The following is a 26071-nucleotide window of genomic DNA, read 5'->3' on the forward strand; positions in this document are numbered from 1 at the left end:
TACCTCTCGATATACACCCTGGGTCCAAAACCGCCACCTCCGAGGCAATATCCGGAAGGCGACTCCTCCTCGCCCTGACTATCCTTTGGGGCAAAGACTCATCGAATGGGAGAACTCCATGAGTGCACTGCTCGTCGCCTTTGATCTCGAGACCGGCCGCAACCAACCGCAGGTGCAGGCGCTTCTTGAACAGTACGATGCCATGCGTTTCTCCAGCTCGGCCTTCGCCATCAACACCCACCTTTCACCCGATACGATCTTCAATCAACTGCAACCACTGCTCGGAAAGGATGACCTTGCCTATGTCGTAACCCTCGACAAACCCTGGATGGGCTATGGCTACGAGGCCATGAACGACTGGCTCAAGCGGCACCTCGGGTAGCCTGATTCCGGAATACACCACAGAGCCCACCGCGATAACAAAGGGACAAAGCGTGCGCCGTTCAAAAGGCGCAGAGTGGGTCGGGCACATTCACCATGGGATCCACCCAACCGTTGTGTTCCGGAAAATAGTGCGCCACAGCGCCGACCGTTTGGCGAAACGGTGCATTTGAAGAATTGAGCCGTTCCGGGGGCATCCTCGTGTGCGGCGTCTCCGGTCATTCGTGGAGGTGCATTTGGAAGAAATGCGCCCGACAGGTTATCGGCGCTCGTAGGGCGCATTCTCGATATCCCACCGAAGTTGCCAAAAGCCGACGCATTTCGGATCCCCCTGCCGTCGTGGGGCCTGGAAATAAATGCGCCGCCGAATTACCGGAATCCCCCTACCGTTGTAGGTCCTAATACAAATCGTTGCGGGGGCACGCCTCTCAATCCGGTCATGCTCCACTCGTTTCAGGAGCCCGGCCCTCTGCGCAAAAACTTCTCTCTATCCTCTGTGGTCATGCGTAGTGACTCCGGTTCAGACCGGCTCCGGATGCAGGGCCTGATAGAGAACCGGGATCAGCACCAGGGTGACCAGCAGCGAGACAGATAGCCCGCCGATCAGGGTGATCGCCAGTGGCTGGAGCAATTCGGCGCCTTCGCCCCAACCGAGGGCCAGCGGCAGCATCCCCGCTACCGTGGTAAGCGTGGTCATAAGAATGGGCCGCAGACGCAGGCGGGCGGCTTCGACCACCGCATCGCGTACGCCGGCACCCCGGCTGCGCGCCAGTTCCACGTATTCGACCAGCACGATGGCGTTATTCACCACGATGCCCGCCAGCATGATCATGCCAAGCCACACCGGCATCGACAGCGGCAGACCGGTAAGGGTCAGACCGGCGGCCACGCCAATCACTGCAAAAGGAACGGAAAGCAGGATGACCAGCGGATTGCGCAACGACTCGTATTGCACGGCCATCACCACATACACCAGGAACAGGGCCAGTCCCAGCAGCAGACTGCCGAGCTGCCGCCCCTCCTGGAGCGCCTCGAATCCTCCCCCGTCGTATACCGTGTAGCCATCCGGCAACTCGAAGCCCTCGAGTTCCGACTGGATGGCACTGTAGACAGCCCCTGCGACGGCGCCGCCCGCTACCGAGCCGGTCACCTCGACCATGCGGCGCTGGTTATCCCGCCGGATCTCGGCGGGGGAGACCACCAGTTCCAGGTCGGCCACGTCGCCGAGCCGCAGGGGTCGGCTGTCGCCGCCGGCAAACAGCACCAGCTGCTCCAGGTCTGCAGGTGTGCGCATGTCGCGGTGCGGAATGCGCAGCCGCACGTCATAGGCACGATCACCATCGAGGAAGTCGGTCACCACCTCGCCGGCCAGGGCATGGCGCGCAGCGTATCCGATATCCTCGGCACTAAACCCCTGTTCTGCCGCCCGCTGTCGATCGATACGGATGGCCAACTCCTGCCGGCTCTCTTCCAGCGAGTGTTCAAGATTGGTCAGCCCCGACACCGAACCGAGCCGATCAACCAGCTGTTCGCCATACTCGGCGAGGCGGTCCAGGTCCGGACCCTGGATCCGTAGCGAGACATCATCATCGCCGCGACTGATGCGCACTCCGCGAATGCCGCGGGTCCGCAGATGCACCTTGACACCGGCCAGTGCCAACGCCTCCATCCCGCTCTCCAGACGCTTGATCCATTCGCCGCTGCTGAGCTCCCGGTGAGCCCGGGGCACCAATTGCACCGAAAGCATGGTGAGGTTGGTGACCTCACGCTCGGTCCGGCCAAACACAAATCCGCCCACTGTAGTGAACACCGATTCGGTCTCCGGCTGCTGCTGCAAAACCGCTTCGATGCGCCGTACACTGCGGTCCATCTCCTCCAGGGAGACGCCGGGGTCCGCCCGGACCGATACCCGAATCTGGCCGTTGTCGATGTCCGGCAGAAAGGTTTGCTTGCTGCCGGTAAACAGCGGCAGCGAGGCCCCGAGGGCCGCCACCAGCCCGATCATCAGCATCCCCTGCGCGATACGCGAGGCGACCAGCCACGAAACCCCTTTGGCATAGACCTTTCGCATCCGGTCCACTCCGGCGTCGATCCGCTGGCGCACACCGCCGGTGGAGGTAGTGCGTACCTTTACGGCCCACGCCGGCACCAAGGTGAGCGCCACCACCAGAGAGGCGACGATGGCGGCCGAGATAGTGATGATGAGGTCACGAAACAGCAGGCCCACCAGCCCGCCGACGAACAGAAAAGGCAATACCGCGGCCAGGTTGGTGCTGGTGGCTGCCACCACCGCGCTGTTGATCTCCGCTGCCGCACCGGTACCCGCCTCCAGGTCCGACTCGCCAGCGCGCTGGTGACGCTGGATGTTCTCCAGCATGACAATGGTGTTATCCACGAGCATTCCGACACCGAGCGCGAGTCCACCGAGCGTCATGATATTGAAGGTGAGCCCACCCAGGCCCATCAATACGAAGGTGACCATCACCGCCAGGGGGATGGCGCTGCCGACGATGAGGGTGCGGCGCAGATTGCCCAAAAACAGGTAGACCACCGCCATCGCCAGCAGCGTGCCGGAGATCGCCGCACGGGTGGAGTTGTCGAGGGCATTACGGACATGCTGCGCCTGATCGGCAACCGGGCGAATGCTGACGTCGGCCGGGATCAAGCGCTGCTCAGTGAGTTCCGCAAGGCGCCGGTTAACCGCATCCACCACCTCGACGGTATTGGCCCGGGGCTGCTTTTGAATCGATACCTTGATCCCCGGCACACCGTCGAGCCGGACGCGCAGACGCTCATCGGCATGGGTATCCATAACCCGGGCGACTTCGTCCACCCGCACCGTATCACCGCCGGGCAGTCGCAGAGGCAGCGCGGCAAGCGCCTCCACATCGGCAAAGCGACCCGCGGTGCGCCCCGCCAGTTCGCGTCGCTCCATGGTCAGGCGCCCCGCCGGCATCTCCCGGTTTCCCTCCCGCAACGCGTCTCCCAGATCGGAGACGGTGATTCCCAGGGCGGCCAGGCGCTCCTGGTCCGGGAGCACCTGGATCTCCCGGGTCAGACCACCGCCCACCTCCACGGAGGCGACACCGGGCAGGTTCAGGAACAGCTTGGAAAAGTCGTAATCCACCCAGTCACGCAACGCGATCGGGTCGCGCGCACCACTGGCGACCACCAACTCCAGAACGGGGATCTGGGAGGGATCACGCTTGTAGATGATGGGTGTATCGATGGTATCGGGCAGGAAGCGCTTGGCGCGATCGAGGCGGGTACTGGCATCACGCAGAGCCAGATCGATATCCTTGCCATATTCAAAGGACAGGTCGACATTGCTGGCCCCTTCGCTGCTGCGCGACTGGACGGCAATGGCATCCTCGGTGACGGCCAGCTGCTCCTCCAGCTGGCGGGTAACCCGGTCTTCCATCACCTTGGCCGGCACCCCGGCGTCGAGGATACGGACGCGGACCTCCGGATAAATGATGTGGGGCAGCAGGTCCACCGAAAGCCGCCCCAGGGCGAAGAGCCCGAGCACGGCCACCGCCAGGGCGATCATGCTCACTCCCACCGGGTGCCGGATCGACCACGCGGCGAGGCCGCCACCTTTGGCCTGACCCATTTTCATGGGGTATCCCCGGACTCGACGGCGGCGCCATTCTTGAGCCCGAGGAATCCCTTGATGACCACCGGCTGCTCGGGTTCCAGTGGACCGGTTACGACGATGCGGTCGTCCACGCTCCTGCCGCTGATTACGGGCACACGTGATGCCGTACCCTCGGTGATGGCGACCACGAACTCTCCGGCCGCATCCCGTCGTAACGCAGCATAGGGAACGGTAAGCTGCGGCGTGCTGCGGCCGCGTAGCGTAACGCGGCAGAGCTGCCCCTGGCGGGCGCCGGCGGGCGGGTCTTTCAGGGCCACCTCCACGAGGCCTCGTCGTGACGTGGCGTCGATGATGGGGTGCACACGAAGAATGCGCGCCGGTAGCGACTCCGAACCCAGGGCATCGATGGTGACCTCCGCCGCCTGTCCTGCGGCCAGGTCCGGCAACAGCAGTTCGGAGAGTGTCACCCGGGTGACCAGTGAACTCGGGTCGATCAGTGTCAGCACATGGGAGTAGCGAGGCAGGGAGTCGCCCGGCTCGGCCTTGCGGGCCGCCACCACCCCGTCAAACGGGGCTACGACACGGGTGTATCCCAGCCGCGTCGTCAGCAGCTCCTCCTCGGCCTGGGCAATATGGAGCGCGGTGCCGGCCCGGGCCAGTTCATCCTCGGTGCCCAGCCGCTTGTCCTGCAGTTCGCGTACCCGCCTCAGGTCCAGTTTGGCCTGGCGGTGCTGCGCTTGCGCCTTTCTCAGCTCAGCCCTTAGCAGAGTGTCGTCGAGCGCAAAGAGCAATTCACCCGCCTCGACCCGGTCACCCTCGTACAGGGGCAGCTGTGTGAGACGCCCCTCCTCCTGATTGCTGATACGCACCTGACGCCTGGCATGCAGCGTCCCGATCCGTACCGCCTCCCATGGCGCAAGGGAGAGTTGTACCGGAGCAGTCTCGACCCGCTGCGGTGGAGCGGCCTGTTCACCCGGTTCATGCTGCTGTTCGGGCGAACCGGTCGATTCGCTACAACCAGTCAGCCCGAGGCCAAATGCCAGGAGCGCAATCATTTTCCATCGGTTTGGCTTCATGTTGCCTCTTCCGGGTGCCGGCCGGGTCGCAAGGAACAGCCGCATATCGGTAATCGGAGCTTCATCGAAAGATGGGAGGCCCGTCTGTGAGTAGGCAGGCAGTGTAGTAAACGAGCGGCGGCTTGGGAACGGGCGGTTGATCGTTACGAGCACCGCCCGCCGCTACGACATCAATCAACCAAACTTCCCTCTTGTCATAGCGAGGAGCCTCAGCGACGAAGCTATCTCGTAGTGCCAAGTACCAGATTGCCCCGTTGCCTCTCCTCGACAGCGGCGGGGAAGTTCATCAGGAGGAGCCCCAGCGACGGGGCAATCTGGGATTCTGGGAGCAGGAGATTACTTCGTCGCCGGGGCTCCTCGTAATGACAGCAGGGGCAAGTTCATCAAAAGTACCGCCCGCCGTTACGGCCGCGAATCAACGACGAACTTCCCTCTGTCATTGCGAACCGTCCCCGCCGCTAGGTTGCCCCCAATTAATGACGAACTCCTAGCCGTCATTGCGGATAGGGATTGCTGCATTACTGGGACTCCTCTTGAAGAACTCAACGATTCACCCCTTGAATTTCGAACCACGGGGGACACTGGGCGCACGGGGGAGAAAAAACCCGAACGACCTGCTTTACCCCGTGTACCCCGTGGTTACCAGCCCTTCATTCGTATTTTCAGGGTGAATTCAGGCAAGTGCTGCAGACTGTGGCTCATGGTGGTTATCAGGCCACCGCCACACTCACAGGGAGCACCCCATGAAAACATCACATGCCATTTTCGCCATTGCCCTGAGTGCCGCTGCCGTAGGCGGGACCGCCTTTGCCGCACCGGGGGCCGCCGCTGCTCCGGCGCGCTCCGTCCAGGCCGACAACTGGCTGACGATCCCTGCGATCTACGACAAGGTGATTGCCGCCGGCTACCGCGACATCGACGAGATCGAGCGGGAGGACAACGGCTACGAGGTCAAGGCCATCAGCCCCGACGGACAGCGGGCCAAGCTGCAGGTCGACCCGATTAGCGGAGATGTGGTCAATGCCCGCGCCAAAGGCGACAAGCGCCGTAGCAACCGCTTCGACATGCGTTACCGGGATGGCAATTTGCGCGACAACGGCGCCAATCGCTAGCGCACTGCAATCCGGGAGCCCATCCCTTGAGTACAGGGGACGGGCTCCCGGGCCTCTTCCCGGTCCTTTCAAGACGCATATGACAAGAGGACTGCCTGCGGTGGAGACAGGTGACGAATCGATCTCTTTCCGTACACGCATCACGCAGGAGGACACGCCATGAGAATCACTCTCGCCAGCTTTCTCGCCATCATCGCCCTGGCGTGGGGCTGGGAGATACTCTCCCCCGGCCATCAGGCAGTGGGCTCTCTGGCGTGGACCGTGTACCACGAAGGACTCATCCTTACCGGCCTGTGGTCCATCTGCCTGATGTCCCTGGCCATGATCCTGGCCACCCGTCCCGCATGGCTGGAGCGGCCACTTGGCGGCATGGACCAGATCTACCGGCTGCATAAGTGGAGCGGCATCCTGGCAGTCGGCTTTGCGGCCGCACACTGGCTGCTCGAGATGGCAGACGACGTGGCCGAGACGCTGGCGGGAGGTGCCGGCCACGTCGATGGTGACGAGTTGTCGGCCTTTGCCGAACCACTCCGTGACCTGGGCGAAGACCTGGGCGAATGGGTGATCTATGTGCTGTTTGCCCTATTGCTGATCACCCTGTGGAAACAGTTTTCCTACCGGCTGTGGCGGCCATTGCACCGTGCCATGCCGGTGCTCTATCTGCTGGTTGTCTTTCACGCGGTGGTGCTGGCGCCGGCAGGCTACTGGAACCAGCCCATCGGCTTGCTGCTGACCGTTCTGTTCGCGGGCGGAAGCGTGGCCAGTGTGCTCTCACTGACCGGAAGAATCGGCCGAAAGCGGAAGGTAGGCGGCAGTATCGTTTCGGTACGGAATCCGACGCCCGATGTCGTCGAAGTCCAGTGCCGTCTGGATAAACAGTGGCGCGGTCACCGTTCCGGTCAGTTCGCCTTCGTCACCTTCGATATCGGCGAAGGTGCACACCCCTTCACCATCGCCAGTGCCGATAACGGCGATCGCACCGTCACCTTCGACATCAAGGCACTTGGGGATTACACCCGCCAGCTTTCCCGCCACCTGTCACCGGGCAGTCCGGTTCAGGTCGAGGGACCCTACGGCCGCTTCGATTACCATCGCGCCAACCGGCGGGCACGGCAAATCTGGATCGCGGCCGGAATCGGTATCACACCCTTTCTGGCCTGGCTGGAATCCCTGCAGGGCGACCGTGCCACTGCGGTCGCAGCGGACCTTCACTACTGCGTGCGTGACCGCACTGCCGATCCCTTCGTGGAGCGGCTGGAAGCCCTGTGCGCCGGGCTGCCCGAGGTCCGGCTGCACGTGCACGACAAGCAGAGCGGCCGTCTGACAGCAGAGGCCCTGGCCACGGAGTCAGCGGACGCAAAGCGGGCGGAGGTCTGGTTCTGCGGGCCACGCGGCCTCGGCGAAGCCCTGCGCGGCGGACTGCATCAGGCGTGGCCGGGCAACCGGGTCCGGTTTCACCAGGAAGCGTTTGAGATGCGTTGAACGGTCGACGCATCGGAATCATCCACATAGAGGAGAACGTTATGCAACATGCAGAGTTCGTAGTACATCGGGTGTGGGACCGCGGCATACGCTGGTTTCACTGGATCAATGTGGTATCGGTGCTGGCACTGCTGGGCATCGGTCTGGTGATCTATAACGGAAAGGCCCTTGGCATCTCCGGCGATGCCAAGATCTGGCTCAAGGAGCTGCATGTATGGGTCGGTTATGTGTTTGCCCTGAATCTGCTCTGGCGCATAGTGCAGGGGTTCAGGGGGAGTCACTTCGCGCGCTGGCGCGCCACCTTGCCGTTCAGTCGCGACTTTCTGCCCGAACTGCGCGCCTATCTGGATAGCTTGCGTAACGGTAAACCCCGCCACTACCTCGGTCACAATCCCCTGGGCCGACTGATGGTACTGGTGCTGTTCCTGCTGCTGTTCGCGCAAGCCATCACGGGGCTGGTACTCGCCGGCACCGATCTCTACTACCCGCCGCTGGGTTCCTGGATCGCACAGTGGGTTGCCCCCGCCGGTGTTGAACCCGCAAGCCTTATCCCCGGCGACAAATCGATGGTGGATGCGGCCGCCTGGGCGGAGATGCGCGAGTTCCGCAGCCCGTTCATCAGCCTTCACATCCTGGTCTTTTTTGCCCTGCTCGGCGCCGTGGCGCTGCACGTCGCCGGCGTGGTGGTCACCGAAGTAAAGGGTCGCGTCGGGATCATCTCGGCCATGTTCACGGGCGAAAAAGTCCTTCCGGAGCAGCCGGTGGACACCCCTGAAGAGTCGATCGAAAAATGAACAGGGAGCCGGGAAGGAGGAAAAGGGCCGCCCAATGACACTCGCCTCGCTGACAGGATTCATCGTGCTTGCGATCGCTGCGCAGACCGCAGTGTGGGCCGGGATTGTGCTGCTTCGCCATCGCCGTGAGTATGCTTCGCTACGCAAGCGCGCGACAGAAAAAAGCGTCGCATCGCCGGGGGCAGGCAGCGCGGAAAAGGCGTCTGGTTGGGACGGCTTTCGCCCTTTTCGGGTGGAACGAAAGGTCTATGAGGATGACGCGCACACGATCTGTTCGTTCTACCTCGTCCCTGCGGACGGGGCTCCGCTGCCGCCGTTCCAGCCGGGCCAATACCTCACCCTGCAACTGGAAGTGTTCGAGCCGGAGGACGGCAAGCCGCGCCCTGTAACGCGCTGTTATTCGCTCTCCGATCGACCACGGCCGGAGCACTACCGGGTGACGGTGAAACGGGTGCCGGCGCCAGCCGGCCGCACCGATGTGCCCCCCGGACGGGTCTCCAGCCATCTGCACGATAGCCTACAGGAAGGCGACCAGCTCCTGGCCAAGGCCCCCGCAGGCCCCTTCTATTTGAACGACCGCGGTCCCTCGCCGATCGCCCTGGTGGGCGGCGGCATCGGTATCACCCCCATGCTGAGCATGGTCGAGACGCTGCTGCACGAAGGTAGCGAGCGGGAGATCTGGCTGTTCTATGGCGTGCGTGACAGGACCGAACAGGTGATGACGCACCGTCTGGAGGAACTGGCCGAGAGTCATCCCAACCTGCATTTGCAGGTCAGCTATAGCCGCCCGGGTGAGCAGGATGTCGCCGGGCCCTATCGACGCCACGGGCGCGTGGACATCGATCTGCTGCGCCTCACCCTCCCGCGCCAGGTGGAGACCTTTTACGTGTGCGGACCACCGGCACTGATGGAATCCCTGGTACCGGATCTCGAAGCGTGGGGTATCCCCCCCGACAAGATTCATTACGAGGCCTTCGGTCCTGCGTCGGTCAAGAGACGCCAGCGCGCGGCAGTGGCCGCACCCGGCGAGCCGGCCACGGTGACCTTCGCCAACAGCGGCAAGCACCTGGTGTGGGACCCGAATGCCGGCTCACTGCTGGAGTTTGCCGAGGCAAACGGTATCGAGGTGAATTCAGGCTGCCGGTCCGGCGCCTGCGGCGGCTGTCAAACCGCCGTAAAGGAGGGCGACCTGGATTATCTACAACCGCCGGAGGCCGATGTGGAGCCGGGCACGTGCCTGCTCTGTATTTCGACCCCCAAAGGCGACCTGACACTATCTGCATAGGCCATGAACCGTTCACTGTTACGTCAAGAGATTGTACCTTTCCTGCTGCTGATCGGACTGCTGCTGGGAGGCACCTATGTGGCCGACGGGCTGCTTCACCGTTTCGACCTGGTGTGGATTGGACGCTACCTGGGGATCCCGGGAACCCTCATCATCCTGCTGTCATTCCTCTATTCGATGCGCAAGCGCAAGGTCATCCGATCCGGCAAACCCGGAACCCTGCTCCGCCTGCATGAGGCTCTGACCCTGCTCGGGGCGCTGATGATCCTGATCCACGCCGGGGTGCACTTCAACGCCATCCTGCCCTGGCTGGCAACGGCCGCCATGCTGGTCAACATCATCAGCGGGCTGACCGGCAGGTTTGTACTCAACCGCTCGCGGCGTCATCTGGCCACAAAGAAGGCCGCATTCGAGCAACAGGGGATGAACGGAGAAGAGTTGCAACAACAGATGTTCTGGGACGCCGTCACCGTCGACCTGATGAACCGGTGGCGGGCGATCCACTTCCCCATCACCCTGGTATTCCTGGTGTTGGGACTCGCCCATATCCTCAGTATCTTCCTCTTCTGGCGCTGGCAATGAAGATCGTTATCAGGATCATCCTTATCAATTTGGCCGTCGTGCTCGGACTGCTGTTCGTCTATCCCGAGTTCATGATCAGTCCCGGACCCGTCAAGCAGGGCCACAGCGACATCGAAACCGACTGCTTTGCGTGCCATGTCCCGCTGCTCGGAGCCAGTTCCGCCGCATGCACCGAGTGCCACCAGGTGGCCGAGATCGGGAACCTGACCACGGCGGGCAAACCCATTGCCGACCCGAAAACAGATGCCACCTTCCACCAGGACCTGCGGGAAAAGGATTGCGTGGCCTGTCACAGTGAGCACCGGGGTGTCGCCACCCTGCGCACCGCACAGCGCTTCTCGCACATCCTGCTCAAGCCGGAGACACGGGAAACCTGCGCGAATTGTCACACTGCGCCCACGGAAGACCTGCATAAAAAACTCACGGACGACTGCCGGCAATGCCACGTCACCGAACGCTGGTCGCCGGCGACCTTCGACCACGACGACCTGGAGGCAGCGACCCTGGAGCAGTGCACCGGCTGTCATACCGCTCCGCAGGACGACCTGCACAGCAAGACCGAGGACAACTGTGGCCAGTGCCATGACACCGGCGCCTGGAGTCCGGCGACCTTTGACCACGATGAATACTTCCGCTTCGACCGTGATCACAATACTGAATGTGCAACCTGTCACGAAGGCAACGATTACAGTGCCTATACCTGCTACAGCTGCCACGAGCACTCACCGTGGAATGTGCGCGAGGAGCACCTCGAGGAGGGAATCCACGACTTCGAGATCTGCGTGGAGTGCCACCGCAGTGGCGATGAGGATGAGGCCGAATGGCGCATGCGCAATCGCGGTGCACCGGAGAGCCGGTCCTATCGTTACTATCGGGAGTGGCATGATGATGACGATGACTAGCAGGTCGGCTTTAGCCCGTAACGCCCTTCGCCGGCATGAAGGCCGACCAGATCCTGCTGACACAGGAGGCGATGAATATGAATGTCGCCACCACCCAAGATGCCGAAGGCTTTGCCTCTGCTGATCACCTCTCCCTGAGGGGGATCAGCAATCCTGCTAGGCCAGATCCCTTTTGATCGCCAGATCCCAGTTATCCGAATAGACCCGTTTTTTGCCCTCGTAGGCATCGAGCTGTGCATGAATATAAAAGTGCGACGGGTCCGAGGTGAGGGTCGTCCGCGTGACGGTGCACACATCCCAGTCGTCCCGGTGAAAGCACCAGTGCCAGACCGTCTCACCTTGCGGCGAGCAAAAGTCGTCATTCTGGTAGGAATACCGTTCCACGGCTTTACGCTGCATCTCCAGGTCGAGCTTCTTGAAACGGACCACCCCGTCATCATTGACCACCTCCAGCGTGGAGTAGTCGGTGCCGAGATCGCGAATCACGCGCCAATGGTGCTCACCCGTTTCAATCACCGCTTTTGCCAGGGGGCGGGCGCCTTCCGGAGCTTCGAAGTGGACCGCCCGATCACGTTCCGCAGGGGGACGGGCCGGAACCCGCAGACGGCTCTCCGCGGTGTACAGCGTGAGACGAACCGGTTCGGGTGGAGGCCATGCCAGCGGCCAGTAGGAGGTGGAGAGCGAGAGGCGCAGCCGATGATCGCGTGGAAACACCTGTGCCATGTCGTTGAGTTTCACACGCACTCGATAGCGCTCGCCCGGTACCAGGGCCTGCGGATGCTCGGAACTGTCCCGGTGGGTAAGGTTGAGCAGCCCATACGTCACACGGGTCGCCTTGTCATCCGGCGCGACGTCGGAGAGTCGCACAGCGACCATGGCCACCGGCCGGTCGGCCGCCAACACGAGCTCCGCCTCCGGGGCGCCCAGCAATTCCAGCGGCGCTTCCAGCGGAGCGCTCTCGTAGATGAGCGCTCCCCCGTCCTCTTCCCGCTGGTCGTGGGGCAGATCAGGCGCGGCGGAGTAGGAGCACCACTTGCCGGCAAAGAAGCCGACACTCAGCGGGGACTGCAGCGTCTGCACCGCACCGGTCCGCCGGCGCTCGCCCTCGCCAGCGGCGAGCCGGCCCGGAGCCAGGAAATACTCTTTCCAACGGGTGGCCGGTGACGGCCAGCTCTCCTCGGCCACCCAGCGCCCCGGCCGATGCCTGTACCGGGTGGTGGGCGGCACACTTTCCTGCATCCAGGCGCGAAGCATCGGCTCATCCATGATGCCGGTGTCGCGTCCTTTCAGCCAGAAATCCCACCAGCGCAGACACTCCTGCAGAAAGCCGATCCCCGGGCCGGGGATTCCTTCATGGGGATACTTGTGGCTCCAGGGGCCGACCAGCCCCAGCCGCGGCACTTGCAGATGCTCGAGCAACCGGAAAACCGCATTGGTATAGCCATCCGCCCAGCCGGAAACCGCCATGACGGGACACTGCACGGCATTCCAGTCTTCGCAGATGGAGCCGTGTTTCCAGTAGTCATCGCGCCGCTGATGCCGCAGCCATTTTTCCAGCCACAGACCGCTACCGCGAAGGCGTTGATGCCACAGCTCGCGCCAGCGGTCTCGTCCCACGACCTGCGGGTCCGGCGGCAGCGAGTTCAAGCCGAACATGGTCGATGCCCAGGAGAGGTTATCGCCCAGCAGACACCCCCCCATGTGATGGACATCGTCGGCATAACGATCATCGGTGGAGCAGACCGAGACGATGGCCTTGAGCGCCGGAGGACGCCGCGCTGCAATCTGCAGGCCGTTGAAGCCGCCCCAGGAGATGCCGATCATGCCCACATTGCCGTCACACCAGGGCTGTTCGGCCAGCCAGCGGATAATTTCGACGCCATCCTGCAGCTCGCTTTCCAGGTACTCGTCCTCGAGGGTCCCCTCGGAATTACCGCTGCCGCGGATATCCACCCTGACCGCCGCATAGCCATGACCGGCGAAGTAGGGATGCATGCGCTGATCCCGGCTGCGGGTGTTATCCCGGTGTCGATAGGGGATGTACTCCAGGATTGCAGGCACGGGTTGTCTTTCGGCGCCCTCCGGCAGCCAGATCCGGGCCGCCAGATGAACACCGTCGGCCATCGCAATCCAGGCCGTTTCAATGGTCCGTACCTTATGGGGAAAATTCCTGACCGATCTCATTACGCGCTTGCGACGCTGTCGTGGAACTCCAGGGGTAGCCGGGCCTTGAGCTGCTCATACTCCTGCAACAGCGTCCTGGTATCCGGGGCTCCCATGAAAACCACCGCCACTTCGTAGCTGTAAGGCTCCTGACCCGGCATCTCCGACAATCGCGTTCCCTGTTTTACAGCGATCTCGATGCTGGTCCCCGGAAACGCCTCCTCCAGCTCTTCCAGCTCCCTTTCGGTGGGCACCCGGGTAACCAGCGCGTCGTGGAAATGGCGAAGCATGAACTTCGCCGCCGTCGCGCAGCAGCCTTCGCGGCGCGGGTACTGAGGCTCGATGCCCAGCGCCACCTCCACGGCCACCTCGTGGTTCGACGCGCCGGTGATGTCGACGAACATCGGTGAATGGGACTTGGAGATACGGGTGTTGAGTTCCAGCAACCAGAGACGATCCGTTGTCGTGTCCCAGAAGTACTCGACGTTGAACGGGGTATTGTCGATGTCGAGATTCGGCACTAACCGTTTGGTGTAATCGATAATACGTCTCTGCACCTCCTGCGGCAGTCTGGATGGCAGCTGGTAGCGAGAGAAGGACGAAAGATTGGGCTCGCGAAAAGAGTCGACGATACCGTAGACGTGGGGCACTCCCTTCTGGATGTAGCCCTCCGCGGTGCACTGCTCCCCTCCGATGGGCTGCTCGGCGATGCAATGATAGCCGTCGATTTCGACGGGGATATCAGCCGGCATATGCGCCATCGACAGCAATCTGCCGAAGGGCTCGCCGAACCCGCCGATCCGTTCCCGGGTGCGGGCAAGGGCAAATTCAAGGTCTGCATGGCTGGAGATATAAAATGCCAGTACCGAACTGAAGGCGATAACCGGCTTGAGCCAGAAGGGGAATTCCAGACCGATGCGCTCCGCGGCATCATCGGCGAACGGATCGACCGCCTCGAATCGCGGCGTACAGTCCGGCACGACCTGCCGTTCCCGCAGACGGCTCCAGTACTTGTGCTCGGCAATGAGGACACCACCCAGAGAGGGTCCATCGAGGCCGCAATGCTCGCGAAAGACCGGCAGCAGCGTGGTGGTGGGAAAGTCCCAGTGGCCGATGATGGCATCGACCCGGCCATCGAACCGATCCAGCTGCTCTTTCCCGGCCGCGATCATGTCGTCGATGGGGTAGTGGGCCGGAAGCACGACCTGCTCGTAATCCAGCAGTCCGTGGAACCGATACTGCTCGCTGTTGCGTATCGTTTTCAGCAGCTTACGGTGAAAGTCGTCCAGCCCGACAATGAAGATGTTTTTCACCATCCCTACCTCGACAGGCTATGGTCCCACTCAACGAATAGCAGATGCCGAGTGCGGCTTCCCGCCGCTCCCGAAGTATTCGCGTCTTGATGGAGGGGTCTCCGTATGCGAAACCCGGCATCACAGCTCAATCGCTCTCCAGCTCAATCACCTTTGGCCATGTGAATCGAACGGTCGAACCCCTGCCGGGCTCCGACTGGAGTTCGATATCTCCACCGACGCTCTCGACAAGCTTTTTCACCACCGCTAGGCCAATACCCGATCCTTCGCACTCTGTACGTCCGGGAGCTCGCTCGAACATCCGAAAGATACGCTCCTGGTACTCGGGCGGAATACCGGGCCCATCATCGGCTACGGAAAATTCATACTGTTCGTCCAGCTCGCGGACAGACACGTGAACCCTGCCATCGGGCCGGTCGTGATATTTGATGGCGTTGCCAATCAGGTTGGCAAACACTTGTTGCAGCTTGACTGGATCGGTGATCAGACGGGGCATGCCTTCGTCAATGTGAACCTGGAACTCCCGAGGTTTCTCGTAGGTTGCCAGAACAGATGCTATCAACTGTTTGCTGTCGACGGTCTCTACCTGAACGGTCTGCCCACCAGCTTCGGCATAGGCCAGGAGCGCCCGGATAAAGGCTTCCATTGCCTGGCTACGCTTACGGATCAAATGCAGGTGATAGCGGTTTTCGTCCGAGAGCCGGGGGCCGAGGTCTTCCTCAAGCGACTTCGAAAGATTTGAGACAGCTCGCAAAGGTGCTCTCAGGTCATGAGAAGTCACGTGGGCGAATTGTTGCAGCTCCGCATTGGCCCGGCGCAAGGCTTCTTCGGCCTGTTTGTGCTCGGAGATATCCAGGTTGATACCAAGAAACCGAACCAGCTGTCGTGACTCATCGAAGATCGGGCTGCCGAGGGCGTAGACCCAACGGACGGCGCCATCCTTGCGGAGGATTCGGAATTCGGTACGCCACTCCTGGCGCTGCTCGAGAGCCCTCCTTACGGAGTCTTCTGCTGCGGCCTGATCATCCGGGTGGATCCGCCTGAGCCAGTCTTCATAGGTGCCTCGGTACTCTCCCGGCTCCAGGCCGTACAAGCGCTCCAGCCCTTCAGTCCACACCACCTGCCCTTCCGGCACCTCCCAGTCAAAAGAACCGATACCCGCCACCTTTTGGGCCAGGGCCAGCCGTTCCTCGCTGACTCTCAGTGCCGCCTTTTCCTTTTTGTGTTTACTCAGTTCACTCACGTCTTGCACCAGGGCATAGAAGCCCAGCACTTCACCACTGGTGCCGATGTGTGGCACGTAAACTGCCTCGATCTCGTGCGTCCCTCCCCGTCGGTACGGCACGACCATATCAAAGCGCACCGTATCCCCCGCAAGCACTTTTTGTACATAGGGTTTGAGGGTCTCGTAAGCCCGCTCGCCAACAACCTCCTTCAAAGTGCGGCCCTTCACCTCTTCCGGCGCCAGACCAAACCATTTTCCATAGGCCGCATTGTTGAATTGGTAACGTTCCCCGGCATCAAGGTAAGAGATCAGCACCGGCAGGCTGTCGGTGACCAACCGAAGCCGCTGCTCGTTCTCCCTCGATGCCTGCTCCGCCTGCTTGCGTTTCGTCACATCGACAAACAGGTGGGCGAAGCGCCCGGGACCGGTTCGATACGCCGTCACCTCGAACCACTTATCCAGTGCCACGGCATAGTTCTCAAAGCGTACAGGCTCACCGGTCCGGACCACTTTCCCGTAGGTCTCTATCCAGTACGCTTCAATACTCGGGATCAACTCACGCACGGTCTTGCCGTTGGCGACCTTTGGAGGCACGCCGACCAGCTGCCCGAAGGCCTCGTTCACCTCCAGAAAGCGATAATCACAAGGACGGCCCTGGTCATCGAGCAGAATCTCGGCCAGGCCGAAGCCCTCTATCATCGAGTCGAATACGCTGCGGTAACGCTGCTCCCGTTCACGCGACGCGTCCAGAGCCTCCCGCAGATCCAGCACCTCGCGCTCCAGTGCCCGTATTCGGTCTTCACTCAACCCATCCACCTCACCGGCTCCCGAACTGGATACCTTGCACCACAGCATACCCAAAAAGGGCATGCAGCACCGGTATATGGCTCTGCTGCAATTGCTGATTACGGCATTTGATATCGCTTCAGGCGGCGATGTTCAGATCCGGATTAGCTGCCGGAACCGTCACCGCTTGCCCGCTGGATGGGATTGCCGTCACGGTCGTTGCGTTTCACACCACAGAAATAGCGGCCCTTCTTTTCCAGGGCCTTCTCCCTGGGTACTACCAGGCCACAAGAGAAACACTGCACCTCATCTTCCGGCAGAGCCCGGGCGGCCTCCTCCTGCTCTTTTGCCGCCCTTTTCAGGGCCATATAGCGCATAAAAATCAGAAGGCCGGCCAGAAGCACACAACCGCCCACCAACATCAGAACCATTTTCATATCGCGTCGACTTCTTGCTGGATTACGTCAAGGGAATGGGGCTATTGGGCCATCATAAAGGGGTGGCCGGAACGCGTGAAGTCATCGGCAGGAGATCGATCCGCCATCGGATGAATCTGTCGGAGACAGTGGCTGTTTTTCCGGTGGAGAGTGACTCGACAGGACAGATGGTACTGTCGACGCCGGTAGGTGTGAAGACAAGTTCCGTGAGAGCATCTATACGTTAGGCGAAAAAGCGACAAAACGGCGGATCGCCGTTTTTTGATTTCCCCCGTCACTACCGGCCGATATCACCATCGGGCGGGAGCACACATGACATTCATCAACTTTATCCTGTTCGCGGCGGTTATCATCATTACCTTCGCGGCGGCCCGTCAAGCCCTGTTCTTCAAGCGCGAGCCGCGCTCAGCGCTGGCCTGGGTGGTGTTCATCCTCGCGCTGCCGCCGTTCGGCGCACTGGTCTTTTATCTCTTCGGCGTGAACCGGGTGCGCACCCGTGCGCGGGCTTTGAAACCTGCCACCCACACTGCGGGTGCCGAGCAGCCGGTGGGCACCGATCCACTCGACCGTCTCGGTCATGCCGTTACCGGCCACCCGCGCCGCGCCGGCAACGGCGTGGAGGCGCTTTTTGACGGAGAGAGTGCTTTTCCCGCCATGCTGGCGGACATCGAGGGGGCACGACAGCGCATCCTTCTGAGCACCTATATCTTCGATGCGGATGAGGCCGGCACCGCCTTTATCGATGCGCTTTCATCCGCAGTGGCGCGAGGCGTCGACGTGCGCGTGATGATCGACGGCATCGGGGAGCTTTACTCCCTGCCACGCCGAGCGGTGCCGCGTCTGCGTGCTGTTGGCGTACGGGCCGAACGCTTTCTGCCGCCCCGCCTGTGGCCACCCCGATTCCGCATCAACCTGCGTAACCACCGCAAACTGCTGATTGTCGACGACCGAATCGCCTTCACAGGGGGCATGAATATTTCCGAGCGTCACTGCAGTGCCGGGCCCAGGCGAGGCCGTGTGCATGATATTCAGTTCCGCCTCAAAGGTCCCGTGGTACGCGACCTCACGGAGGCTTTCGCCGAAGATTGGCGCGTCGTAACCGGCGAGGTGATCACGCCGGCTATACTCCCGACCGAGACCGGGCAAGTGACCTGCCGCATGGTACTCGACGGTCCCAATGAAGATCTCGACCGTCTTCCTCTGATGTTGGTGGGTGCCATCGGTATTGCGTGCGAGCGAATTGCCATCATGACGCCGTACTTCCTCCCACCCCGCGAACTCATCGTCGCCTTGCAGGCCGCTGCCTTGCGTGGCGTACGCGTCGACCTCATCCTGCCCGCCAAGAACAACCTGCCCTACGTGGACTGGGCCATGCGCAATATGCTGTGGGAACTGTTGGAACGGGATATCGGCGTGCACTACCAGCCCGGATCATTCGTTCACAGCAAGCTCTTCCTGGTAGACAGCGACTATGCCCAGATCGGTTCGGCCAACCTGGACTCCCGCAGCCTGCGCCTCAATTTCGAGCTCGTCGTAGAGGTACTGGACGAGGAGTGCATCGGCGGGCTGTACGAGCACTTCGATACCGCATTGGCACGCTCACAACGACTGACCCTGGCCGACGTGGACGGGCGTCCGTGGCCGATACGGTTGCGGGATGGATTGGCGTGGCTATTCACCCCTTATCTGTGAGTCGGAAAGAGGGGGTACCGGCCTGACGTATCCCAGTGCGTCAGGCAATAAGTCACTCCCACTCCATCTCCTGGTATACCTGCTGGGCGTTGCGGCCCTTGAGGGCTTCGTAATCCTCAAGATAAGTGAAGCGTGATTGATCCAGCGTACCAATCTCCGTGATGCTGCCGCCGGCTTCCATGAAAGAACCCACCGTTTGTCGCAGAAACACCAGGTATTCCAGGGTGTCCGCCCTGGCTCGGCTGAGATCGGTTACCGGACCGTGTCCCGGAACCACTGCCCTCGGTTTCAGTTCAGCTACGCTTCCGAAAGCGTCGATCCAGTTGCGGCTGCTGGAGTGGGACATCACTCCGAGTAGTCGCCCGACATAGACCACGTCGCCGGTGAAAACCACGCGCTGTGCCGGCAGCCAGACAAGGCTGTCACCCGGGGTATGGGCCGGGCCGACATGCTGAAGTTCGAAAGCAGTGCCACCCAGAGTGAAGTCGGTTTTGTCGGCGAAAACCTCATCCGCATAGACGGGTTCTGTTCCGGCCATTCCCTTCTCACCTACCAGATTACTCAGCATGAATCTCTGGTCTTGCAGGCGACTACGCTGGTCCTCCACCGCCGCCTCGCTGGCGATGATATGTGCGCCGCGCTCCTTGAAGTAGCCGTTACCGAGCCAGCGATGATCCTGTCCGCCGGTGTTGACCACCACCTTTACCGGCTGGTCGGTGACCTGTTGAATAAATGTATCGATAGCCGCGGCACCTTGGTAACTGCCGCCGGAGTCGATAAGCACCACGCCGGCTTCCGTCACCACGAAACCAAAAGTGGCATTGTTGCCAAGGTTTTCCGGCGTGCGATTGCCGTAAGGACCGACTATTGCATAGACATGCTCATCGACCTCCTGCAACCACAATGCGTCGCCGTTTTCCGCAGCGACGCCCGCACCGACCAGCGATATCACCGATAGGACAAAAAGGGATTGAACGAACCGAATAGTTTTCAACTGTTCTCTCTCTGAGGGGGAAGGCTTCGCTGCCAGTTTACTCTATTCGCGAATGGTTACACCCGACGGCAGGTCCAAAGGTATCGGTTCAGGCCGTGTATAGGTCTTGTTATCGGGCCACTCGGTGAGCTTGAAGGTCTCATGGCAGGCGACACAAGCCTCTAGTAAGGGAAAGGGTGTTCCATGAATACGAATGATGGCCGCCCCGCGCATCCTGCCCTCGCACGGCATTGGTGCATCCCTTCGGATAGCATCTATGCCCTGCATTTAAAAACATCATAAGGTGGGTCGCCGCTGATGCCGGCAGGTGGGGAAGGTGACTCGCAGACAGGAGGTCCGTCCGGGGACGATTCGAATCGGATCGGGACAGAGTGGCCTGAGTGCAGGATGCAGGATTTGGTGGGCCCACCAAGATTCGAACTTGGAACCAATGGATTATGAGTCACGTAAACCGAAGTCCATTGCAGTCCGATTACATCCGGGTCGCAACAACAAAGTACATAAAAACAAACGTATAGCGCTTGATATAGTCCATTGGCGTCCGATATGATTTACCTAATTCCTGCCCAGAAGTTGCGACCATGTTGCGACCAGCCGGTAGGGGCGGAATCTTGGAGGCGGAACATGGGCAATCTCACCGATGCGAAAGTTAAGGCCGAACTCGGCAAGCGAACGGGTCGCACCCGCTGGTTGGTTGAGAGTAGGGGCCGTGGTCGGGGTTCCCTGACCCTGAAAGTGAGTGGAGACAGTGCCCACTGGTATTACCGGTATACAAAGGAGAAACGCCGTTCGGTCTATTTGCCTATCGGTCCTTACCCCAAAACGACTGTCGCCAGTGCGCGCGAAGCGGCGGACGAGTACGCTGCACAACTGCACGAACTGCGAAAGGATGCTCCGACCGCTGACCTTCGCGAACACAAGAGGGAACAGGAGCGGCAAAGACTGGCGCGGGAGGAGACTAAACGGCATGAAACTGAAGCCAAGCAGCGCGCCGAGGTTGAGGCCAAGCGGTACACGCTAACAGCGCTGTTCGACACCTACTGTGAACACCTGGTTCGCCAGGAGAAGATAGCCGCCGCCAAGAACGCACGGGGGGTATTCAATCGCCACGTTAAAGACCCGTTTCCCGAAATAGCAGCGGCACCGGCCAGAAACGTGAACCGCCGCCAACTGACGACCGTGCTGAGGCGAGTCGTGCAAGCAGGAAAGGGGCGGACGGCTGGCAAACTGCGGTCCTTTCTGCGTGCTGCCTATGCGCTGGCTTTGAGGGCCGAAGGGGATGCGACGGCACCTGCGGTGCTGATCGCCTTCAATATCGAACACAATCCCGCCGCCGATACCGCTGCACTTACCGAGTACAACCGTGCGAGAGACCGGGCGCTTACCGAGGCCGAACTGCGCGGCCTTTGGAAGCGATTGAAAGCAGACACGACCTTGCCTGCTGATGTAGTACGCCTGCTGTTTCTTTTGGGCGGACAACGCGCCTCACAGCTTTTGCGGGCCCAAGTACACGATTACGATCCCAACTCCCGGACAATAACTCTCTACGACCCGAAAGGCAGAAGGAAGCAACCGCGTGTCCACGTCTTGCCTGTCGTCAAACCGGCCGCCGCTATACTTGACCGACTGGTTACGCGTGCTGAAAACCTGGAGACCAAACTTTTAATTTCCTCCCGTGGCGACGTGCCGCTGACCCTGTTTACTGTAAGCAAATTTGTGAGACTCCTGTCGGCCGAGATAGTGACGGCCAATGGATCGGAACCCTTCAATTTACAAGATCTGCGGCGAACGACGGAAACGCAACTGGCACGCATGGGGATATCAAGCGACCTCCGGGCTCAGATTCAGAGCCACGGACTTGGGGGCGTACAGGCTCGGCACTATGACCGGCACGACTACATGAAAGAAAAGCGGGTGGCACTGGAAGGGTGGCACAAGTGGCTGGAAAAGAAACCGGCTAAAAACGTCCGGGGTATCCGGGAGAAATATGCCTGATGTTTGGGCATTCGCCACCTGAGTGATTTGGTAATAGTCCTCACTTTCTTCCCTTCCTTCCAGGCTCCGTCGAAATTTCTAAAACCCTCTACCGTCAAAGAGGCCGCAACTCCGATTTCCTTCCAACGTCGCTCCAGCGGCGAGCGTAGCCTGGCGGCCCATATGGGTGAGGCGGCGCGAGCGGACGGCACTTATGCAAAGCGAGGTGCGCCCGGTGGGGCCCCATATGGATGGAGACGCCCCTGGTGGTGGAGGCCTGCCCCTAGTGCGCCAACCGGCGCGATGGGGCACCCACACCCGTCCCGAGCCGATAGATTGCGGTTCATGCCAGAACTTCCAGCGGACTGACCACCCCTTTCTTGGAACGCCACTCGGCGGCGGGCCTGCCTCTACCCGAGGATTGACGCTCGGTGATACCCTAACCTAACCAACCCGTAGCCCGCTCCGATAGCGATACCTTTGGAACAAAGGACGATTCAACCTCCATGCCCCTGACCCTCAACCAGCTCGAACGCCACCTATTCCGTGCCGCCGACATCCTCCGTGGCAAGATGGATGCCTCCGAGTTCAAGGAGTACATCTTTGGCATGCTCTTTCTGAAACGCTGCTCAGACGTGTTTCAGGAGCGATACGAGCAGGTAGTCGCCGATCAGGTCGAGCGCGGCGAGAGCGAGTCTCAGGCCCGCGAGATCGCCAACATGAAGAACTGGCACCGGGAGACCTTCTACGTCCCGGAACAGTCGCGGTGGGGATTCCTGCTCAACGAGGCCCATCAGAACGTCGGCGACTACCTCAACAAGGCCCTGGCCGGCCTGGAGGAGCATAACTCCAGCCTGGATGGGGTGCTGGAGCACATCGACTTCACCAAGAAGGTGGGGGCCTCCAAGCTGGCGGATCGCAAACTACGCGAGCTGATCGTCCACTTCGGCACTTACCGCCTGCGTAACGAGGATTTCGAGTTCCCGGACCTGCTCGGGGCCGCCTACGAGTACCTGATCCGCGACTTCGCCGACTCCGCCGGCAAAAAGGGCGGCGAGTTCTACACCCCCCGCCCGGTGGTCCGCATGATGGTTCGACTGATGAAGCCCCAGGAGAACCACAGCGTCTATGACCCCTGCTGCGGCTCCGGCGGTATGCTGATCCTCTCCAAGGAGTACGTGGAGGAGCAGGGCCACAATCCGCGCCTGCTCGGGCTCTACGGCCAGGAGGCGGCAGGTTCGGTCTGGTCCATTGCCAAGATGAACATGCTGCTCCACGGCATTCCCAGCGCGGATCTTCGCAACGAGGACACTCTGGGAGAGCCCCAGCACATCGAGGGCGGCGAGCTGATGCGATTCGACCGCATCCTCACCAATCCGCCCTTTTCCATCGCCTACGGCCCCTCGGACAGGGAGAGCCAAAAAGACTGGCACCCGAAGTTCCCCGAGCGCTTCCGCTACGGCTCCGTCCCGCTGGGCGCCAAAAAGGCGGACCTGATGTTCCTCCAGCACATGGTCTCGGTGCTCAAGACCGACGGGATGATGGGAACCGTCATGCCCCATGGCGTGCTGTTCCGTGGCGGCGACGAGAAGCGCATTCGCGCCGGCATGATCCAGGATGATCTCATCGAGGCGGTCATCGGCCTGGCGCCTAACCTGTTTTACGGCACCGGTATCCCGGCGGCCATCCTGGTGCTGCGGGCCAAGGGAGCCAAACCGGCCGAGCGTAAGGGCAAGGTCCTATTCATCAACGCCGACCGCGAATACTACGAGGGCCGCGCCCAGAACTACCTGCTGCCCGAGCACATCGAGAAGATTGTCCACACCTTCGACCACTTCGCCGATGTGCCCGGCTTCTCCGCCGTGGTGAGCAACGAGCAGCTCGCGGAGAACGACTACAACCTCAACATCCGCCGCTACGCGGACAACGCCCCACCCCCGGAGCCCCAGGATGTGCGGGCGCACCTAAAGGGAGGCGTGCCGGTCAAGGAGATCGAGGCTAAGCGGGCCCTGTTCGACGCCCATGGGCTCGACCCCATGGAGCTATTCACTGCTAGGGTCACCCCGCAGACGGACGAGCCCGACTACGTGGACTTCAGGCCCGAGTTCGAGGCCAAGGCCGACCTCAAGCCCGCCATCGAGGGCAACCCCGGCCTCACCGCCAAGGAGACCGCCCTCCAGGAGGCCTTCGAGGCGTGGTGGACGGAGCACAGCCACAGCATCGCGGCCCTGGCCCATACCCTGGAAAGCAACGGCAGCCGCCTGAGCCAGCTCCGCGAGGAGCTGCTGGCGAGCTTCAGCGCCGCCCTGGAGCCCGTCGCCATCCTCGACAGCTATTCCGTCAGAGGCATCATCGCCGGCTTCTGGGATCAGACCAAGAACGACTTCCGCGCCCTCCAGGCCCGTGGCGCCCTAGGGGTCATCGACGCTTGGCGCACCAGCATCACCACCGCCCTGGAGGACAAGCAGGACAAATCCAACCCCCTCGACCACAAGCTGATCACCTTCCTGTTGGCGGACTACGTGGAGGAGCTGGAACAGCTCCAAACCCGCAAGGCGGAGCGGGACAGCCAGATCAAGGCCGCCGAGGCCGCGCCGGACGAGGACGAAGAGGCCGATGAGGATGAGGCGGCGGAGGACGCGCCCACGGACGAGCAGGTGAAGGCCTGGAAGGTCGAGCGCACCCGGGTCAACAAACAGCTCAAGGCCAAGACCGCCAGCTTCGAGGCGCACCTGAACGAGGCGGTGGATGCGCTGAACGAGGACAAGGCGGCGGAACTGTCGCTCACCATCCTCCACGATGACATGGCCTCCATCCTGGCCCGCTACACCCGCGCCCAGCGGCAGGCAGTTCTCGGCGCCTTTGAGACCTGGTGGGACAAGTACCAGGTGACTCTGGCCGACATCGAGGCTGAGCGGGACGCGGCAGCGGCACACTTGCGGGAGTTCTTGGGGGGGCTGGGGTATGTCTGAATGGGCTTCGGTTCAGATACGGGAGCTTTTGGCTGACTCGTTCGCGGGCGACTGGGGCGATAGTCCTGAGCCGACGACCGCACGGGTGCTGCGAGCTACCGATATTGATAACGAGGGGAATATCATTGGAGGTGGGGCGCCACGTCGGATAGCACCGTCGACGATTGCTCGTAAGGCGCTGGCGGACGGCGATACGCTACTTGAAGCGTCGGGTGGCAGTACGGATAAACCGGTTGGTCGAGTCGCTTACTTTGACCAATCGAAGGCGGGGACCGGAGACTATCTGTGCTCGAATTTCTTTAAAACGCTGCGTCCCAAGAAGGAGCATGATTCAAAGTTCGTCTTTTGGAAACTCCACTGGTTTTACAACCAGAGCCAAATACTAGCGTTTCAGCAGCAGACGACGGGGATCATAAACCTCAAATTTGAGGAATACCTATCCGCGCCCGTTGATGTGCCCAGCGAGGCGACAGAGGAAGCCAAGATCACCCAAATCCTCGACACCCTGGACACCCAAATCCGCCAGACCGAGGCGCTGATCGCCAAGCTGGAGCGCATCAAGCAGGGCCTGCTCACAGACCTGCTCACCCGCGGCATCGACCAAAACGGTCAACTCCGCCCCACCCCCGACCAGGCCCCGCACCTCTACAAAGACTCGCCCTTGGGGCGGATTCCGAGGGAGTGGACGACTCAAATGACAGGAGAAGTCTGTTCCAGCATCGTACCCGGACGTAACAAACCGATGCTAGACGGTGGTGAGTTTCCGTGGGTGACAGTCACTGACTTGAGCGAAAATCGTGTCGCTCAATCCCGGTTGGGGCTGTCGGTTTCAGCTTCTTCGCTAAAAAAAGCTGTCGGACGCACGATACCAGCCGGCAGCGTTATTATGAGCTGTGTAGGAGAATTTGGAATAGCTTCGATTGCGAGTTGCGATCTTGTGATAAACCAGCAGCTTCATGCATTCGTACCGAGCCGAGCGCTCGAAGCCGAGTGGCTAATGCATATCCTAAGAGTCGAAGGCCCCCTTATGGATCGGATGGCAACCCAAACGACAATTAAGTACTTAAATAAAACGGGTTGTGAATCGGTGCCAATAGTAATTCCTTCAACAGGCGAGCAGGTGCGAGCGTTGGAGATCGTGAGACAGCATGAGTCTCAGACAGACCACGCTAAAGAAGAACTCGATAAACTCAGACTCGCAAAAGACGGCTTAATGGACGACCTCCTAACCGGCCGCGTCCGCGTCACCCCACTGCTGGGCGCCGCCGACCAGGCCCACGCCTAACTAACAAGAAAAACGAGC

Annotated in this window: 18 protein-coding genes; 11 read left to right on the forward strand and 7 right to left on the reverse strand. The window is 61.2% G+C overall.

Annotated elements, in window-relative coordinates:
• Positions 1-118 precede the first annotated feature (118 nt).
• Positions 119-382 carry a hypothetical protein gene (locus BLP65_RS04000; protein WP_092992855.1) on the forward strand — a complete coding sequence of 88 codons (264 nt, stop codon included), beginning with the start codon at positions 119-121 and terminating at the stop codon, positions 380-382.
• A gap of 519 nt (positions 383-901) precedes the next feature.
• Here the strand turns inward: BLP65_RS04000 and BLP65_RS04005 are convergent.
• The gene (locus BLP65_RS04005) at positions 902-4000 is read right to left on the reverse strand and encodes an efflux RND transporter permease subunit (protein WP_092992857.1); all 3099 of its coding nucleotides are present in this window, start codon (positions 3998-4000) and stop codon (positions 902-904) included.
• Positions 3997-5055 carry an efflux RND transporter periplasmic adaptor subunit gene (locus BLP65_RS04010; protein WP_175452428.1) on the reverse strand — a complete coding sequence of 353 codons (1059 nt, stop codon included), beginning with the start codon at positions 5053-5055 and terminating at the stop codon, positions 3997-3999. Before BLP65_RS04010 ends, BLP65_RS04005 begins: the two co-directional genes overlap by 4 nt.
• Positions 5056-5798: 743 nt before the next feature.
• Here BLP65_RS04010 and BLP65_RS04015 point away from each other — a divergent pair.
• The 6 genes from BLP65_RS04015 (at position 5799) to BLP65_RS04040 (ending at position 11212) form a co-directional block, all read left to right on the forward strand.
• A complete protein-coding gene (locus tag BLP65_RS04015) occupies positions 5799-6167 on the forward strand; it encodes a PepSY domain-containing protein (RefSeq protein WP_092992861.1) in 369 nt (122 codons plus the stop codon).
• A gap of 159 nt (positions 6168-6326) precedes the next feature.
• Positions 6327-7649, forward strand: coding sequence for a ferredoxin reductase family protein (locus tag BLP65_RS04020; protein ID WP_092992863.1), 1323 nt, complete (start codon positions 6327-6329; stop codon positions 7647-7649).
• 41 nt (positions 7650-7690) lie between these two features.
• On the forward strand, positions 7691-8443 hold the full coding sequence (locus BLP65_RS04025; RefSeq protein WP_092992865.1) for a cytochrome b/b6 domain-containing protein: 753 nt from the start codon (positions 7691-7693) through the stop codon (positions 8441-8443).
• A 34-nt stretch (positions 8444-8477) separates the two neighbouring features.
• Positions 8478-9728, forward strand: coding sequence for a 2Fe-2S iron-sulfur cluster-binding protein (locus BLP65_RS04030; protein ID WP_092992867.1), 1251 nt, complete (start codon positions 8478-8480; stop codon positions 9726-9728).
• A gap of 3 nt (positions 9729-9731) precedes the next feature.
• Positions 9732-10310 (forward strand): hypothetical protein, encoded by a 579-nt coding sequence (locus BLP65_RS04035; protein WP_092992869.1) that lies wholly within the window; start codon positions 9732-9734, stop codon positions 10308-10310.
• Positions 10307-11212, forward strand: a complete 906-nt coding sequence (locus tag BLP65_RS04040) for a cytochrome c3 family protein (RefSeq protein ID WP_217631891.1) — start codon at positions 10307-10309, stop codon at positions 11210-11212. The genes BLP65_RS04035 and BLP65_RS04040 overlap by 4 nt, the downstream gene beginning before the upstream one ends.
• A gap of 156 nt (positions 11213-11368) precedes the next feature.
• On the opposite strand, the gene BLP65_RS04045 is transcribed toward BLP65_RS04040, so the two are convergent.
• From BLP65_RS04045 to BLP65_RS04060, 4 genes are all read right to left on the reverse strand, one after another.
• A complete protein-coding gene (locus tag BLP65_RS04045; protein ID WP_092992871.1) occupies positions 11369-13396 on the reverse strand; it encodes a CocE/NonD family hydrolase in 2028 nt (675 codons plus the stop codon).
• Positions 13396-14691, reverse strand: coding sequence for an ATP-grasp domain-containing protein (locus BLP65_RS04050; protein WP_092992873.1), 1296 nt, complete (start codon positions 14689-14691; stop codon positions 13396-13398). The genes BLP65_RS04045 and BLP65_RS04050 overlap by 1 nt, the downstream gene beginning before the upstream one ends.
• A 124-nt stretch (positions 14692-14815) precedes the next feature.
• The gene (locus BLP65_RS04055) at positions 14816-16783 is read right to left on the reverse strand and encodes a sensor histidine kinase (RefSeq protein WP_092992875.1); all 1968 of its coding nucleotides are present in this window, start codon (positions 16781-16783) and stop codon (positions 14816-14818) included.
• A gap of 80 nt (positions 16784-16863) precedes the next feature.
• Entirely contained in the window at positions 16864-17136 is a 273-nt protein-coding gene (locus tag BLP65_RS04060; RefSeq protein ID WP_092992877.1) for a hypothetical protein, read from the reverse strand.
• Positions 17137-17448: 312 nt separating this feature from the next.
• Between BLP65_RS04060 and BLP65_RS04065 the strand changes: the two genes are divergently transcribed.
• A complete protein-coding gene (locus BLP65_RS04065; protein WP_092992879.1) occupies positions 17449-18828 on the forward strand; it encodes a phospholipase D-like domain-containing protein in 1380 nt (459 codons plus the stop codon).
• Between the two features lie 52 nt (positions 18829-18880).
• Here the strand turns inward: BLP65_RS04065 and BLP65_RS04070 are convergent, their stop codons facing one another.
• A complete protein-coding gene (locus BLP65_RS04070) occupies positions 18881-19822 on the reverse strand; it encodes an MBL fold metallo-hydrolase (RefSeq protein ID WP_175452429.1) in 942 nt (313 codons plus the stop codon).
• 624 nt (positions 19823-20446) lie between these two features.
• On the opposite strand from BLP65_RS04070, the gene BLP65_RS04075 reads away from it, so the two are divergent.
• The 3 genes from BLP65_RS04075 to BLP65_RS04085 all read left to right on the forward strand — a co-directional run bounded on the left by BLP65_RS04075 (position 20447) and on the right by BLP65_RS04085 (position 26053).
• Positions 20447-21817: a tyrosine-type recombinase/integrase gene (locus BLP65_RS04075; protein ID WP_175452430.1), complete on the forward strand. Its 1371-nt coding sequence runs from the start codon at positions 20447-20449 to the stop codon at positions 21815-21817.
• A 485-nt stretch (positions 21818-22302) separates the two neighbouring features.
• Positions 22303-24768, forward strand: coding sequence for a type I restriction-modification system subunit M (locus BLP65_RS04080; protein ID WP_092992885.1), 2466 nt, complete (start codon positions 22303-22305; stop codon positions 24766-24768).
• Complete coding sequence (locus BLP65_RS04085) at positions 24761-26053, forward strand: restriction endonuclease subunit S (RefSeq protein WP_092992887.1); 1293 nt, start codon at positions 24761-24763, stop codon at positions 26051-26053. The genes BLP65_RS04080 and BLP65_RS04085 overlap by 8 nt, the downstream gene beginning before the upstream one ends.
• The last annotated feature ends 18 nt before the right edge of the window (positions 26054-26071 follow it).

The organism is Thiohalomonas denitrificans (assembly GCF_900102855.1).
Taxonomy (GTDB): Bacteria; Pseudomonadota; Gammaproteobacteria; order Thiohalomonadales; family Thiohalomonadaceae; genus Thiohalomonas; species Thiohalomonas denitrificans.

What these genes read in the sequence shown, in the direction of transcription:
- BLP65_RS04055 (WP_092992875.1), bottom strand. Translation starts at nt 16,783, where the DNA reads ATGCCCTTTTTGGGTATGCTGTGGTGCAAGGTATCCAGTTCGGGAGCC.
- BLP65_RS04035 (WP_092992869.1), top strand. Translation starts at nt 9,732, where the DNA reads ATGAACCGTTCACTGTTACGTCAAGAGATTGTACCTTTCCTGCTGCTG.
- BLP65_RS04020 (WP_092992863.1), top strand. Translation starts at nt 6,327, where the DNA reads ATGAGAATCACTCTCGCCAGCTTTCTCGCCATCATCGCCCTGGCGTGG.
- BLP65_RS04010 (WP_175452428.1), bottom strand. Translation starts at nt 5,055, where the DNA reads ATGAAGCCAAACCGATGGAAAATGATTGCGCTCCTGGCATTTGGCCTC.
- BLP65_RS04085 (WP_092992887.1), top strand. Translation starts at nt 24,761, where the DNA reads ATGTCTGAATGGGCTTCGGTTCAGATACGGGAGCTTTTGGCTGACTCG.
- BLP65_RS04065 (WP_092992879.1), top strand. Translation starts at nt 17,449, where the DNA reads ATGACATTCATCAACTTTATCCTGTTCGCGGCGGTTATCATCATTACC.
- BLP65_RS04050 (WP_092992873.1), bottom strand. Translation starts at nt 14,691, where the DNA reads ATGGTGAAAAACATCTTCATTGTCGGGCTGGACGACTTTCACCGTAAG.
- BLP65_RS04060 (WP_092992877.1), bottom strand. Translation starts at nt 17,136, where the DNA reads ATGAAAATGGTTCTGATGTTGGTGGGCGGTTGTGTGCTTCTGGCCGGC.
- BLP65_RS04000 (WP_092992855.1), top strand. Translation starts at nt 119, where the DNA reads ATGAGTGCACTGCTCGTCGCCTTTGATCTCGAGACCGGCCGCAACCAA.
- BLP65_RS04075 (WP_175452430.1), top strand. Translation starts at nt 20,447, where the DNA reads ATGGGCAATCTCACCGATGCGAAAGTTAAGGCCGAACTCGGCAAGCGA.
- BLP65_RS04080 (WP_092992885.1), top strand. Translation starts at nt 22,303, where the DNA reads ATGCCCCTGACCCTCAACCAGCTCGAACGCCACCTATTCCGTGCCGCC.
- BLP65_RS04015 (WP_092992861.1), top strand. Translation starts at nt 5,799, where the DNA reads ATGAAAACATCACATGCCATTTTCGCCATTGCCCTGAGTGCCGCTGCC.
- BLP65_RS04040 (WP_217631891.1), top strand. Translation starts at nt 10,307, where the DNA reads ATGAAGATCGTTATCAGGATCATCCTTATCAATTTGGCCGTCGTGCTC.
- BLP65_RS04005 (WP_092992857.1), bottom strand. Translation starts at nt 4,000, where the DNA reads ATGAAAATGGGTCAGGCCAAAGGTGGCGGCCTCGCCGCGTGGTCGATC.
- BLP65_RS04030 (WP_092992867.1), top strand. Translation starts at nt 8,478, where the DNA reads ATGACACTCGCCTCGCTGACAGGATTCATCGTGCTTGCGATCGCTGCG.
- BLP65_RS04045 (WP_092992871.1), bottom strand. Translation starts at nt 13,396, where the DNA reads ATGAGATCGGTCAGGAATTTTCCCCATAAGGTACGGACCATTGAAACG.
- BLP65_RS04025 (WP_092992865.1), top strand. Translation starts at nt 7,691, where the DNA reads ATGCAACATGCAGAGTTCGTAGTACATCGGGTGTGGGACCGCGGCATA.